Source organism: Thermococcus barophilus MP (assembly GCF_000151105.2).
Lineage (GTDB): Archaea > Methanobacteriota_B > Thermococci > Thermococcales > Thermococcaceae > Thermococcus_B > Thermococcus_B barophilus.
This window is the reverse complement of sequence record NC_014804.1, coordinates 991,960-1,005,618: the sequence shown is the minus strand read 5'-3', so window position 1 is coordinate 1,005,618 and position 13,659 is coordinate 991,960. Positions and strand designations below refer to the sequence as shown.

The window sequence follows — 13,659 nt, the reverse complement described above, 5'->3', positions numbered from 1 at the left end:
GATGGGGAGGTTTAAGCTTATTGCTAAGGCTGTAAGCATTGGAAAGGTAACGGAGAAGTATCCTTTTGTCCCAATTGAAGTTCCGGAGGGCTTTAGGGGAAAGCCCGTAATTGATCCAGAGAAATGCATTGGGTGCACATCATGCTCAAATGCCTGTCCTCCTCAAGCACTGCAGGTGTATGATGAGCCAGAGAGAGGGGTTAGAGTGGTTCACCTCTTCATAGGAAGATGCATCTTCTGTGCTCGCTGTCAAGATGTGTGTCCTACCGGAGCAATAAAGCTCACAAAAGAGTTTGAGCTGGCTACTCTCTCTGAAGAAGATCTGCACCAGTTTGTTGAGCTGAAGATGGTTCGCTGTGAGGAATGCGGCAGACCATTTGACACCTTCAGACATTTGCTCTACTCAGCGAAGGAACTCCAGCCTTGGGAGAGGGAGATGATGTTTCTGTGTCCAGAATGCAGGGCCAAGAAAGTATCGGAAAGGTTAATTTTTGCAAAGGGAGGTGGTGAATTTGTTTGAGAAAAGCTTATGGGTCTTTCACTTAAACAGCGGGAGCTGCAATGGCTGTGATATTGAAATACTTAACATCTTCGCCCCCAAGCAGGATGTTGAGAGATTTGGAATCAAGCTCGTTGGTTCACCAAGACATGCTGATGCAATAGCTTTTACCGGTCCAGTTACAAGAGAGTGTCTGCCAAAGGTCATTGAGGCATTTAAGGCAGTCCCAGAGCCGAAGATAGTCTTGGCTATCGGCTCCTGTGCCTGTGGTGGCGGGATATGGTATGATACCTATGCAGTGATTGGCGGCGTGAAAGAGCTCTACAAAATCCTCAAGGAGGAGTATGGCATTGAGCCGCCAACGACAATTTACATTCCGGGCTGTCCCCCCAAGCCTGAGGCGATAATCTATGCTGTAGCAATGGCAAGGGGCTTAGTAAAGCAGAAGCAGAAGAGAGAAATTTACATCGAAGAGCTCGACGAGAAGACAGAGAGAGACATAGTTGAAATTCTCTTTGGAGAAGCAAAGGAGACAAGACACTTTGTTCCCAACATAGTTGTTAAAACGGATGGTGGTGCTGATGAGCCTTGAGAGCCAGTTTTTTCTTTTGATGAAATTTGTTATTCCGCTTTACCTTTTGGCGTTCGTTATTTATGCAATCAGGGCTTTTAAGGGCCCCACAATAGTGGATATTATTCTTGCCGTTGATTGCATGAGTTTTGACATTGCTGCATTCATGGCTATCCTTGCGGTTTACTTCAAGTCAGCATTCTTAATCAGTGCGGCAATAACTTTGGCATTGTGGGCTTACCTGCTGGACATTTACATCGCAAAGCATTTGGTCAGCAAGGAGGTGGGGGCATGAGCGAGGTTTTATTCTACTTAGGAGCGCTCATGATAATCATCGGCGGAATATGTGACCTCTTTGGCGCATTAGGATTGCTACGATTCCCAAACTTTTACATTCGCCTGCACGCTGCTACGGTAGGAACTATTGGGGGAGCAGTAGTTCCATTGTTTGGCGTTGGCTTCCTTGCGTTAGGCTCTGATTTTTTACCCCACAAGTACGCTATAGCAGGGGCAAGCTTTGTTACTGGAATAATTGTGCTCTTGGCAGCTCCAGCTGGTGCACATGCCTTAGCTTACGCTGCCCACAGGGCTAAAATCGTCAAGTGGGAGCCTAAATGCGATCACTTGGCAGAGGTGAGGGAGAATGATTGAAATCCACTTACTAATGCTCCTCATCACAGTCCTTATTGGATTAATCTTCTCCTACCTCGCAATCATTGAAAAAGACCTCCTTAAGGCTATTGGATTCTCGGCAGTACAAGCTATTGCTTATGCAATAGCCTTCTACATTCTAATGGCGCCCGATATAGTCTTAGCTTATGTAGCAATAGCAGTGGGAATTTACACGGCATTGTTGGTCTTCGTGGTAGGTAAAACCCAAAGATACGAGGTGGTGTAAATGAAAAAGCTAATCCCGCTTGCAGTCATCTTAGTCACAATCTTCGCATTAGCATACTACATTGCCCCAAAACTCCCACAGCAAACTGAGTTAAGACCGTTGGGCGAATTCTACTTGGAGAACAGCTACTTTGGCGATTACTCAGCAAAAAGCCCGGAAGTTGTAACCTCAATCTTGTGGGATTATCGTGGAGTTGATACTCTCTTTGAGACCTCAGTCTTCTTCCTTGCAATCATTGGAAGCTTAACACTCTTCAGATTAAACAAAAAGCAGGAAAAGGAGGCAAAACAAAAACCAAAAGAATTCAACGGTGGTTTGACCTTGGTAATCAAATCAGTGACGAAGATTATTGTTGCTATGATTCTTGCTGTCTCGGCATCAATAGCATTGCACGGTCACCTCACACCAGGTGGTGGATTCCAGGGCGGTTCGGCATTGGCTGTTGCTCCTCTGCTGATAATTGCCGCCTACTCAAAGTATGCTCTTGAAGAACACGGTTTGGACAAGACGAGGGCACTGATACTTCGTTCTATTGGTCTCTTGGGAATTGCTCTCATAGCATTAGTTCCAATCCTCAGTGGTGGCTTCATCATGCAGAATCAACCAGTCTTCCCAGCTGAGCTTGGAGGACAGCTTGTAAGCGGTTCACTGATTTACTACAACTTCTTCGAGTTCTTGGCTGTCGGAGCTGGATTCACGGCAGTATTCCTGCTCTTAGCAATCCCGGAAAGCGTATTCAGGAAGTTCTTAAGGAGGGTTGAGAATGAGTGAAGTTGTAACATTCATCTGGGCAGTCATTATATTATCCCTGATTGCGACAATCGTGATAAGCCTCTATGGTATCGCCAGAAGGCCTAATTTAGTCAAAAAACTTATTGCGTTAACAATCTTTGGGGATACTGCTAATTTACTTGTTGTCTTACTCGGTTACCGTTTGATTTATCCAGTAGCACCGCCGATTTTGCCGAGTTTAAGTAAAGAGTCACTCCAACAGTTTGTCAGCACGGCAGTTGATCCTCTGCCGCAGGCTTTGGTAATAACGGCAGTAGTCATTGGAATGGCTGTAAACGTGCTCATTGCCTTTGCAATAATCCAAATCTACCGCTTGTACGGGACTGTAGACACTAGAGAATTAGGAAAGAAACTTCCAGCAATTTTAAGGGGTGAGAGTCAATGAGGGGGATAATTCCAACTGCACTATTAGCATTCATCACTTACATTATTTTCACTGGCTCTGCAAAGCCATTTGACTTAGCAACTGGAGTTGTTGTAGCTATTGGTGTTGGCTTGCTTGTAGGCAAATACCTCGTTCAGAGTGATGCTAAGGCGTTAAATCCAGTTAGATGGCTTTGGCTTGGCATTTACTTCATCTGGTACATGCTTGTTGCCGAAGTAAAGGCACACTTGGATGTGATGATTAGAACAATCACGGGCAGCTATACTCCGGGAATTGTCAAAGTGCCAATTGATGTGAAGACGGATTATGCGAAAACCCTTGTGGCAAATTCCATAACGAACACACCAGGTACAGTGGTTGTGGACTTGGATGATGAGTACATGTATGTGAACTGGATTAACGTTACAACGGAAGAACCAGAGAAGGCAAAGAAGGAAATTTGCGAAGATTTTGAGAAATATGCTAAGAAAATCTTCGAGTGAGGTGGTGAAGGATGAACGTCGCTGGCTTGACCCCAATCATTCCAATCGTCTTCGCCTTCGCACTGCCATTATTCTCAATCCTCATCAAAGGAAACAGAAAAATCGTCCAAACTTATGCTCTAATTGGAACGGGCTTGACTTTAATCTCCTCGTTTAAGCTCTTCCAGCTGGCTTACTCTTCAAGCACTCCCTTAGTTTATACTTTCGGCAAGTGGATTGCCCCAATTGGAATAGTTTATGAGGTTGACAGGCTGAGTGCTTTGATTGCCTTGGTCACTGCTGGGTTAATGTTCTTAATTGCAATCTACTCTTATAGGTATTTAGAGCACGAGGAAGGCTTGGAGTGGTATTATACGCTTTACTTGGGCTTGGAGGCTGGTTTGCTTGGTGTATTATTGACGGGTGATGCTTTCAACCTCTTCGTCATGATTGAGGTTACGAGCATTGCTGCTTATGCCTTGGTAATGTTCTACCGCGACAGGGGGGACTCAGTTACTGCCGGGCTTAAGTATGCTTTGATTGGTGCAGTTGGGACTACCATGTACTTCCTTGCCTTGGGGGTATTTTATGGCGCCTTTGGTACAGTGAATTTTGCTGATTTATCAGCAAAGGTTCATAGTTTGAGTTTTCCCGTTACTGGCAGTCCGGTTGGGAACATAATCTTGGCGTCTGGTGTTGCTTTGGCTTTGGCTACGTGGGCTTTCCTCATTAAAGCAGCCATAGTGCCAAACCACTTCTGGCTTCCGGAGGCTCACCCGGCAGCTCCAAGTCCAATCTCAGCAGTCCTCTCTGGATTGGTTGTTAACGTCGGAGTCTATGCTTTGATTAGGTTCTTATACACTGTTTACGGTGGTTCATTGGCTCCAGAATTGGCTCATATTATTGGGACTTTGAGCACGATTGTAATTGTCTTGGGTGCTGTTTCAGCATTATTCGGTGCTTTGATGATGAATATTCAGAGGGATGTTAAGCGTTTGATTGCTTATTCGACAATCATGCACATGGGTTATTTGTTTATGGCTGTTGGTCTTGGCACTTCCCTGGGCTTACAGGCGGCGTTGTTCCATTTAGTTAATCATGCTATTGCCAAGGCGTTGTTGTTCTTGGCGGCTGGAGTGTTTATTCATGCTGTCGGCTCAAGGAATATCGAGGATTTGGCTGGACTTGGAAGAAGAATGCCTATTGCCACGTTTTCACTGGCAATTGCAACGCTAAGCCTGGTCGGAATCCCACCGCTTAACGTATTCTTCAGTAAATTGTTGCTCTTTAATGCTTTCCTTGATAGGAGTTTGGTCTTAGCGTTAGTTCTTGTCCTCAGCTCAGCAACTGCATTAATTGCTTACATGCGTGTATTCTACGTCGTCTGGCTGAGAAAACCAAAAGAAAACCTGGAAATCAAAGAGCCAACGAGCATGAGCTTAGTTTGTCTGCTACTGGCACTGGTGGTGATTGTCATTGGACTGATGGCGCCGATCATCACAGATAAGCTCATAACCCCAGCAGCAACTCAAACAATGGACTACAACAGCTACGTGAATGCAATTTTGAACCTTGCCTCAAGAGTTCTTCACTGATTTTATCCTTTTTCTTCAAGTTTTGCTGCATGATTAAAATCCAGAGTCCAAATGTTTGTTACCTAAAACCTTAAATATCTCTGCTGAGATCATTAAGATGGACATCTAAACGGAGGCGATGGAAATGGTTGACTACGAGCTTTTAAAGAAAATCGTTGAAGCTCCAGGTGTTTCAGGATATGAGTTCTTAGGGGTCAGAGATGTTGTTATTGAGGCATTCAAAGATCATGTTGACGAGATAAAAGTTGACAAACTTGGCAACGTTATCGCCCACAAGAAAGGCGATGGTCCAAAGGTCATGCTTGCGGCACATATGGATCAGATTGGTCTCATGGTTACCCACATTGAAAAGAACGGATTTCTAAGGGTTGCACCAATTGGAGGTGTTGACCCAAGGACTTTAATTGCCCAGCGCTTCAAGGTCTGGATTGGCAAGGATAAGTTCATCTACGGTGTTGGCGGTTCAGTTCCTCCACATATTCAGAAGCCAGAGGACAGGAAGAAAGCTCCAGACTGGGACCAGGTTTTCATTGACATTGGCGCTGAGAGCAAGGAAGAGGCAGAAGAGATGGGTGTTAGGATAGGTACAATCATTACATGGGACGGCCGTTTGGAGAGATTAGGAAAGCACAGACTTGTGAGCATTGCATTTGATGATAGAATTGCCGTCTATACTCTAGTTGAAACTGCAAGAAAGCTCAGCGAGACTAATGCAGACATTTACTTCGTCGCCACAGTTCAGGAAGAGGTGGGTCTTAGAGGTGCGAGGACAAGTGCCTTTGGCATTGACCCAGATTACGGCTTTGCAATTGATGTTACCATCGCAGCTGACGTTCCAGGAACTCCGGAGCACAAGCAGGTTACACAGCTCGGAAAAGGAACCGCAATTAAAATAATGGACCGCTCAGTTATCTGCCACCCAACAATTGTCAGATGGATGGAGGAGCTTGCCAAGAAGTATGAAATCCCATACCAGTGGGACATTCTCCTCGGCGGGGGAACAGATGCAGGAGCAATCCATCTCAATAAGGCTGGTGTTCCAACAGGTGCCGTTAGTGTTCCATCAAGATACATTCACTCAAATGCAGAAGTCGTTGATGAGAGAGATGTCGATGCAGGCGTTGAGCTGATGGTTAAGGTTCTTGAACACATCCACGAGCTTAAGATTTGAGCTCTTTCTCTTTTTCCTCCGGAATCTCCTGTGGAGCGGAAGTTCCTTTTGGAACTTCTTTGGGAATCTCCTTCTCTATCTTTTCCCATCTGTAGAGGAAGTATGCCAAACCCACAAGAATTCCTGCAACCAAGAATGGAATTTTTGAAGGTAGCAATAGCCCGCGGTGCCACTTATAGAGGAGGAAGTTCTGGTAAAAGAACAGATACGCCAGCCATCCAAGGATTAACGCCTCAATGCCACTTTCAATGAGCTTTTTATCTTTTTCTTCCATTTTAGCCCCCTCTTTTAATCTCTGTGAGAAAAGTTAAAAAGAAGCATTAATAACTTTTTTGATGAGTCAAAATGAGAGATTACTTCCCTTATAAATCACTGCGTCCAAATCAAGAGGAGTTCATTAGCTTAGTCGATGAAGCGGTTAGAAAAGGAGAGAACTTGATAATTGAAGCCCCAACTGGTTTTGGAAAAACAATAAGCGTTCTTGCTGGGGTTTTACCTTATGCCCTGAGCATGGGTTTTAAGGTTGTTTACTTAGCAAGAACACACAAGCAGATGGACAGGGTTATAGAGGAGCTCAAGGAGATAAATAAGATAAATCCCGTCAGTGGCGTGGAGTTCAGGAGCAGAAAAGAGCTTTGCCTTCACTCCTACATTCAAAACTTTGTTCCTGATGCCTACAATGCCATGATTGTGTGTAAAAACCTCAAAAAGCTCCACAAATGTGATTATTTTGAGAACGTTAAGAAAAAGAAAGATGAATTTAGCGAGATTGTTGAATACTTCCTCAACTCTCCTTCCCAGCCAATTGAGATTCTCAGCTATTCTAACCTCTTAGAGCTCTGTCCTTATGAAGTTACGAGGAAAGTGGGAGAAAAGGCGAACGTGATTGTTGCGAGCTATCTCTACATGCTCAACCCAGCCATTAGAAATGCATTCATTGAAAGCTTGGGAGTTGATTATGAGGACTTGATTGTGATTTTTGATGAAGCTCACAACTTACCGAATCAAGCCATTGATGTTTTAAGCGATAAGATAACCCTTAACAGCATAACCAGGGCAGTAAAAGAAGCCGAGGAGTACAATGAGCATGAGATTGCAAACTTTTTGAGCATCTTCTTAAAAGGACTGGAGAATCTTTACAATGAGCGTTTAAAAGATAGAGAAGTTGAGGAAATCCCCATTCTTCCAGAAAGCATATTTTCTCATGTTTTTGATATTCTTAACATCAGTGAAAGACTTTTGGTGAGAATCTTGAGAGAAATTGTTGAGGTTGGAGATGCGATTAGAGAGGACAAAATTGAGAAAAACAAGCCTCCACGTTCTTACGTTGGAAGAGTCGGTGAGTTTCTGTTGAACTGGCTTTCTGTAATTGGTAGGGAGGATTATCTCTTCATAATGAGCAAAGACAGGGGTTTTTCTCTCGAATTAGTAGCTTTAGATCCTTCCAAGGCTTTGGATTTCATAAACGATATTCAATCGGCTATTTTTATGTCCGGCACGCTGACGCCCCTTGAAGCTTTTAAAGACATTATGGGAATTGAGAATGCAAAGCTTAAAAAGTTCCCGAGGATGGTCAAGAAGGAAAATGCCCTTGTCTTAGTCGCTAAGGATGTTTCAACAAGAGGAGAGGAGAGAAATCTGGAATTATACAGAAAAATGGCTGAATACATTGTTGAAGCGGTAAAGCTCATTCCCAAAAATGTTGGTGTTTTTACAGCTTCATATGAAGTTCTTCAAGGTCTCTTGTCTGCCAACGTTCATTTGAGAATTGAAGAAGAAGTTGGCAAAAAAGTTTTCATTGAGAAGAAAAATGCAAGCTCTAAGGAGAATGACATCTTGGTTAGAGCATTTAAAGAGGAGGCAAAGAGGGAAGGTGGAGTTTTGTTAGGTGTTATGGGTGGCAGGAACAGTGAAGGACAGGATTATTCGGGAGATGAAATGAACGGCGTTGTTCTGGTTGGAATCCCATATGCACGACCTACTCCGAGGGTTCAAGCCCAAATAAGGTATTTTGAAAAGAAGTTCCCGAGAAAGGGGAGATACTACGGTTATTATCTGCCTGCTCACAGAAAGCTTGTTCAAGCGGCTGGAAGGGTTCACAGAAGTGCCGAAGAGAAAGGGGCAATAATTATTCTGGACTATCGCGTTCTTTGGAGCTCGATACGAAAAGATTTACCCGACTGGATGAACGAAACTATGAAACCCGTTAATCTGCCGAGAATGAAGCTGTATCTGCGGAGATTTTACAGAAATTTGGAAGAAGAGAAGGTTTGAAGGGAAAATCACAGCCATCTCGGCTTAAGCCCTGCCCACTGGCGCATCTTTTCATAAGCAATAATTCTTGGAATGTTGCCCTTCTCTGCTGGTCCTGGGTTCTTCATGTAGAATGCGTTGACTTCATAAACTGTTCCCCACTCCTTCCTCTCAACGGCAATCTTGCCTAACCTGACGAGGTCAACCAACAATCCAGCCAAGGCTGGGCTGTCGTTGATTCTTCCAGTTATGACAAGCTCATCTATTGCACCGTTGAAGCTGACGTACTCGATGTGCATTGCGATGAACTTCTTATCTCCAAGAGGCTCAAGGAATCCAGTTGGCTTGATGTAGTGCGGTGCATCGTAGCCCAAAATATCCTTTACAACGCTTGACTTTGTGTATTCTTTGCTCTTGTTTCTGTCTTTGTCTGTCAAAGCTAAGAAGTCTGTATTTCCGCCGATGTTGAACTGTGCTATGTCTTTGACATATCTGTTCCTCTGAGCTAAGTGAGCCAAAACATCAGCTGTTAGCGGTGTTGCACCAGTTGCACCGTCGTCTCCAAAGATGACTAAGTTGCTCTCCTTTGCAAGTTCAAGGAATGCATTGTCGTTTGCTATCAATGTTGGAATTGCATTTACGAAAGCCGCTCCACCAACTTCTTTTGCATACAGCGAAGCAGCATAAGCATAAACTTGTGTTGCTGTTAGTCTCTCCCTGTTGTCATTTTCTATGGCTTTGATTAGCTCTTCTTTGCTGTTGAACGGCTTAAATGCCTCGGTTGTACAGACATTGACAATGACATCTGGCTTGAGCTCCTTCCACTCTTCAACAATCTTTTCTACAGCCTCTTTGAGAGTCATCCTGTCCTCTAAACCTTCAGCCTCAATTGGCAGGTTGCGGAGGCTTCCTAAGTGAATGCCTTTCCTCACTACAACGTTCTTGAGACTCTCCGGGATTTCATCTTCCCAGTACCTCTTGACAACTTCGTAAAGGGGTCTCCCAATCTTGCTCTTGTCGACGTCATAAGAACCAACAATCTCAATGTCCTCTACCTTTATTGGCAGCTCATTTGCCAATGGAATCCCATAATAGCCGAGATCTCCTCTTTTGATTCGCTCAACTCCTATTGCAAATATGCTTCCGACATATCCCTGACCGAGTATGACAACCCTCGCCATCGTCGCCACCTCCGTTTTTATATGTTTTATACATATTAAATATTTTTTGTTTATAAAAATTTTTATAGCAATATAATATGGGAAGCTTTCGTCTGGCAGAGTTGCAAGTACTGGGAACCTTAAAACTCGGAATTGCACAGGGTATGGCCGCAATACAGCGAGGAAAAACTTCCAAATATTTATTAATATTAGTTCGATTTTTAAAGATTTCGAACGTTCTACTCTCAATACCACTCACAAAAGTGGGCATAACTCCTTTTTAACCTCATAGGGTCCACAAATTTTATAAATAACAAAAGCTAACTAAAATATGACTCTGATTTGCTTTCTTAAATAACCTTCTTTAGAGCCTCTTCGGCTCTGACTTTTAAAAACCGATAGTAGGTGGGGACAATGAAGGCAAAAGCCGTATGGTTGGTTGCAATATTGCTTCTCGGAGTGATTGCCAGCGGTTGTATTGGTGGTGAGAAGGAAACAGCCACTCAGACAGCGGGTAAAGTTCAGCTTACTGGAGACTTTACAAAAGATGTGGTGGCAATAGGTAAGGTTCTTGAGCAGAACGGGATTAATGAGGTCAAGTTCTCTGCATGGGGTTCAGGTGATCCAAACAGTGTCATGAGAGTCTATGGTATTGTCGAAGCAGCGAGAAGGATAAACAAAATCTGGGAAGATAATGGGATTAAAGTGAAAATTGTGATTACAGACACGCACTACGTTGCATCTTTCCAAGATGCCTATAAGGAATACCTCAGCAAGCAGCCACTTGGACAAGCTGGAGATTTCTTCGTGAACTCTTATGCATTCCTCCCAACACTGGCAGATGAAGGCTACATTCTTGATATAACGGACTATGCAAACGCCTACAAGAGCGTCATTGATGATTTTTACCCATCACTCATAGAGGCTTCAAAGTACAAGGGAAGGCTTTATGGTCTACCCCAAGATACAGAGGCAAGACCTCTCTACGTTAGAAAAGATGTTGCCGCAAAGATTGGACTTGACGTGAACACCCTTCCCGAAAAGGTGAAAAGTGGGGAGTTCACATGGAGCGATGTCTACTACTGGGCAAAGAAGGCAAAAGAGAGCGGCGCTGCTGAATGGGGATTGATCCACAGAAAGGGTTCAGCTCACCCAGACCTAATACAGTTCATCTTCGCCTTTGGCGGAAAGCTTTACGATCCAAACACTGGAAAGCTCGTCGTTGATGTTCCAGCTGTGTACAAGTGGCTCTACGTTGAGTGGAAGTTTGCCCAAGATGGCCTGCTTCCAAAAGACATAATGAGCTGGGATTGGGCTAAGCAGATTCACCCAACAATTGTTGAAGGAAAAACCCTCTTCGACATAGGTGGTACATGGTACTGGACAGAGTGGCAGACAAAGCAGTACTATCACGGCAGGGGTCTGAAACCTGAGGAAGTTAAAGAATGGTTCGCCTACACTTTATTCCCAGCTGGAGAAAAGGGAGACAAGCCAGTGACACTCAGCCAGCCCTTCATTTGGATGATAAACTCAAAAGCCGGTGCCCAGAATCCGAAGTATGATGAGCTTAAAGATGTTTACCACATGCTTGCATTCCTCATGGTCATAAAGGCGAGCGATCCAGACATCAATGCAATTCACAGCGTTATCTCAGCTCACCTGCCCGTGAGAAAGGAGGCTGCAAAGCTTATTAAAGACGAAAAGTGGCTCAATGACTTGAAGAATCTCAACCTTGATCTGGATCCAACAGTTAAGGATAACATCAAGAACATTGTCCAAGCGACTGTCAATCCAATCAACGCACAGTTCTTGGCAGATGTCAGCTACATGCTTGAATACACGCACTTAGCCCCAGCACATCCAAAGTATCCAGCACTGGCAGATATCTTCAAGGAAGCAGTTGATAAGGTCCTTAGAGGTGAAATGACACCAGAAGATGCCGTTAATTACATTATCCAGAAGGTTAACGCTGATCCAGAGCTCAAGGAGAATGTTGAGATACAGGGAGAGATTCCAAAGAACTGGAAGTTTCCACAGTGAAGAGGTGGGAGCATGAATAAAATTAATAAGGAGAAGTTTACAGCCCTTTCCTTTTTTCTTTCTCCAATGCTTCTGATGGTTGTGCTGTTCTATTTGATTCCGCTTATTATGACGGTCTATATAAGCTTCACCCAGATGCGGAACTGGAATGTTGAAAGGTATCTTAAAGACTTTGTTGGGCTTTACAATTATGAGCGATTGTTTTATATGTTCCAGCATGATCCAACTTTTAAGGCTGTGATTTTAACAACTGTGGTTTTCGTTGGAATCACGCTCATCATTAACGTTTTTGGAGGTTTAGCGTTAGCTTTAGCTACTTTCTTCATAAGCGAAAAGCCAGCTTCAAGTTTTAGGCTTCTCTGGCTTCTGCCGAGAATGTCTCCAATAGCTGTTTACAGTCTTGTCTGGTATTATTTCTTCCATGGAAGTGAAATTGGGACATTGAATTCAATTTTAATGAAGCTTGGAGTGATTTCTCAGCCAATTCCATGGGGTCAAACTGTACCTTGGGGAGCATGGAGCATAATTATTTTTGTGAACGGTCTTGTTGGTGTGAGCTTTGGCATGATAGTCTTCACATCAGCTTTGAACCAGATTCCGAGGGAGCTTGTAATAGCGGCGAGAGTTGATGGAGCATCTGCGTGGGAAATTTCAAGAAAAATCTTAATTCCCCTTACAAAGTGGCACTTTCTCTATGTTTTAACATGGCAGTTCCTAAGCCTACTCACGACGTATCCGCACATCTTCCTTCTTGTTCAGTGGGACTTGGTGAACAGGGACTACGGAACAACCCTCGCATTGTATGTATTCAACACAGCCTTTGGTAGAGGGGAGCAGGATCAAGGATTAGCGGCAGCGGCAGCAGTGATATTGTCAATAATTGGCGTGATTGGGGGATTTGTAACCTTGAAAGTTCTACAATTTGAGAAAATGATGAAAAGACCGAGGGGTGACTTCTGATGAAAGACGTAGAAACGAGACCGAGCAGATATGAGTGGGTAATCATTCTTGCAATCCTCTTCGCAAGCTTGCCTTTGATCCTCGGCTTTTCTCTGTTAGTGCTTTCAAGCTTCAGCAAAGAGATGGTCACCAATTTGGATCTAAAATCATTCCACTTCACTTTAGAGAACTGGATTAATGTGTTTCAAGGAAAACTGGCAACGACAGGTGGAATCAGAACAAACATACTGAAAGTTACCTTCCATACTCTTGTGGTCGCTCTTGGAGTTTCAGGGGTTGTAACATTCATAAGTGCCTTGGCTGGATACTCACTTTCAAGAATTGACTTTAAAGGGAGAAAGCATATGATGATTCTGCTCTTAATTCTTCACGCCTTCCCGGGAGTTGCACTAATCGTTGGTGTTTACCTGCTCTACCGTTTGACATTTCCACAGAGCCCAGATTTGATAAGGCTTTACTCATTCTTCTACGTGATACTGGCAAGGGCGGCTCTTGAGATTCCGATGTCCGTCTGGTTGATGAAGGGCTTCTTTGACACGATACCTTGGGAGTTTGAGTGGTCGGGCATAATTGACGGAGCATCAAGGATAAAAGTCTGGCGGAAAATCATGCTGCCTTTAATTAAGCCGGGAATCTTGGCTGTCGCACTTTTTGCATTCTTGGCTGGCTGGCAGGACATAATCTACGTAAGAACTTTCCTCATTGACCAGACCTTAGCGACATTTATTGAGGCAAACATCGAAGCTGAATACACACACATGCCGCTGATAGCTGCGGCTGGAACCCTTTACCTGCTTCCAACAATAATATTCTTCCTTACGGCTCAGCAGATATTACTGCAGGGCTATTCAGGTGGAATCAAAGGGTGAGGTGG

General features: G+C 43.9%; 16 protein-coding genes. 14 read left to right on the top strand and 2 right to left on the bottom strand.

The window, feature by feature from the left end:
- Position 1: 1 nt before the first annotated feature.
- The 10 genes from TERMP_RS05720 to TERMP_RS05675 all read left to right on the top strand — a co-directional run bounded on the left by TERMP_RS05720 (position 2) and on the right by TERMP_RS05675 (position 6,372).
- Entirely contained in the window at positions 2–520 is a 519-nt protein-coding gene (locus tag TERMP_RS05720; RefSeq protein WP_013467421.1) for a 4Fe-4S dicluster domain-containing protein, read from the top strand.
- A complete protein-coding gene (locus tag TERMP_RS05715) occupies positions 513–1,091 on the top strand; it encodes an NADH-quinone oxidoreductase subunit B family protein (protein WP_013467420.1) in 579 nt (192 codons plus the stop codon). The genes TERMP_RS05720 and TERMP_RS05715 overlap by 8 nt, the downstream gene beginning before the upstream one ends.
- Complete coding sequence (locus TERMP_RS05710; protein ID WP_013467419.1) at positions 1,081–1,365, top strand: monovalent cation/H+ antiporter complex subunit F; 285 nt, start codon at positions 1,081–1,083, stop codon at positions 1,363–1,365. Before TERMP_RS05715 ends, TERMP_RS05710 begins: the two co-directional genes overlap by 11 nt.
- The gene (gene mnhG, locus TERMP_RS05705; protein ID WP_013467418.1) at positions 1,362–1,721 is read left to right on the top strand and encodes a monovalent cation/H(+) antiporter subunit G; all 360 of its coding nucleotides are present in this window, start codon (positions 1,362–1,364) and stop codon (positions 1,719–1,721) included. Before TERMP_RS05710 ends, mnhG begins: the two co-directional genes overlap by 4 nt.
- Positions 1,714–1,968, top strand: a complete 255-nt coding sequence (locus TERMP_RS05700) for a hydrogenase subunit MbhD domain-containing protein (protein ID WP_013467417.1) — start codon at positions 1,714–1,716, stop codon at positions 1,966–1,968. The genes mnhG and TERMP_RS05700 overlap by 8 nt, the downstream gene beginning before the upstream one ends.
- Positions 1,969–2,739, top strand: a complete 771-nt coding sequence (locus TERMP_RS05695; RefSeq protein WP_013467416.1) for an MnhB domain-containing protein — start codon at positions 1,969–1,971, stop codon at positions 2,737–2,739.
- Positions 2,732–3,145, top strand: coding sequence for a Na+/H+ antiporter subunit C (locus tag TERMP_RS05690; protein WP_013467415.1), 414 nt, complete (start codon positions 2,732–2,734; stop codon positions 3,143–3,145). Before TERMP_RS05695 ends, TERMP_RS05690 begins: the two co-directional genes overlap by 8 nt.
- The gene (locus TERMP_RS05685; protein ID WP_013467414.1) at positions 3,142–3,627 is read left to right on the top strand and encodes a Na+/H+ antiporter subunit E; all 486 of its coding nucleotides are present in this window, start codon (positions 3,142–3,144) and stop codon (positions 3,625–3,627) included. The genes TERMP_RS05690 and TERMP_RS05685 overlap by 4 nt, the downstream gene beginning before the upstream one ends.
- 11 nt (positions 3,628–3,638) lie before the next feature.
- Complete coding sequence (locus tag TERMP_RS05680; protein ID WP_013467413.1) at positions 3,639–5,201, top strand: proton-conducting transporter transmembrane domain-containing protein; 1,563 nt, start codon at positions 3,639–3,641, stop codon at positions 5,199–5,201.
- A 124-nt stretch (positions 5,202–5,325) separates the two neighbouring features.
- The gene (locus tag TERMP_RS05675) at positions 5,326–6,372 is read left to right on the top strand and encodes a M42 family metallopeptidase (RefSeq protein WP_013467412.1); all 1,047 of its coding nucleotides are present in this window, start codon (positions 5,326–5,328) and stop codon (positions 6,370–6,372) included.
- On the opposite strand, the gene TERMP_RS05670 is transcribed toward TERMP_RS05675, so the two are convergent.
- Positions 6,362–6,646, bottom strand: coding sequence for a hypothetical protein (locus TERMP_RS05670; protein ID WP_013467411.1), 285 nt, complete (start codon positions 6,644–6,646; stop codon positions 6,362–6,364). The genes TERMP_RS05675 and TERMP_RS05670 overlap by 11 nt on opposite strands.
- A 71-nt stretch (positions 6,647–6,717) precedes the next feature.
- Here TERMP_RS05670 and TERMP_RS05665 point away from each other — a divergent pair, with 71 nt between their 5' ends.
- Complete coding sequence (locus TERMP_RS05665; protein WP_013467410.1) at positions 6,718–8,646, top strand: helicase C-terminal domain-containing protein; 1,929 nt, start codon at positions 6,718–6,720, stop codon at positions 8,644–8,646.
- An 8-nt stretch (positions 8,647–8,654) separates the two neighbouring features.
- On the opposite strand, the gene TERMP_RS05660 is transcribed toward TERMP_RS05665, so the two are convergent.
- Positions 8,655–9,806: an inositol-3-phosphate synthase gene (locus TERMP_RS05660; protein WP_013467409.1), complete on the bottom strand. Its 1,152-nt coding sequence runs from the start codon at positions 9,804–9,806 to the stop codon at positions 8,655–8,657.
- 393 nt (positions 9,807–10,199) lie between these two features.
- Between TERMP_RS05660 and TERMP_RS05655 the strand changes: the two genes are divergently transcribed.
- Genes TERMP_RS05655 through TERMP_RS05645 form a run of 3 tightly spaced genes read left to right on the top strand, consistent with a single transcriptional unit; the run spans position 10,200 to position 13,654 of the window.
- Positions 10,200–11,825 (top strand): extracellular solute-binding protein, encoded by a 1,626-nt coding sequence (locus TERMP_RS05655; RefSeq protein ID WP_013467408.1) that lies wholly within the window; start codon positions 10,200–10,202, stop codon positions 11,823–11,825.
- A gap of 12 nt (positions 11,826–11,837) precedes the next feature.
- Positions 11,838–12,785 carry a carbohydrate ABC transporter permease gene (locus TERMP_RS05650; RefSeq protein ID WP_013467407.1) on the top strand — a complete coding sequence of 316 codons (948 nt, stop codon included), beginning with the start codon at positions 11,838–11,840 and terminating at the stop codon, positions 12,783–12,785.
- A complete protein-coding gene (locus tag TERMP_RS05645) occupies positions 12,785–13,654 on the top strand; it encodes a carbohydrate ABC transporter permease (protein ID WP_013467406.1) in 870 nt (289 codons plus the stop codon). The genes TERMP_RS05650 and TERMP_RS05645 overlap by 1 nt, the downstream gene beginning before the upstream one ends.
- Positions 13,655–13,659: the final 5 nt, after the last annotated feature.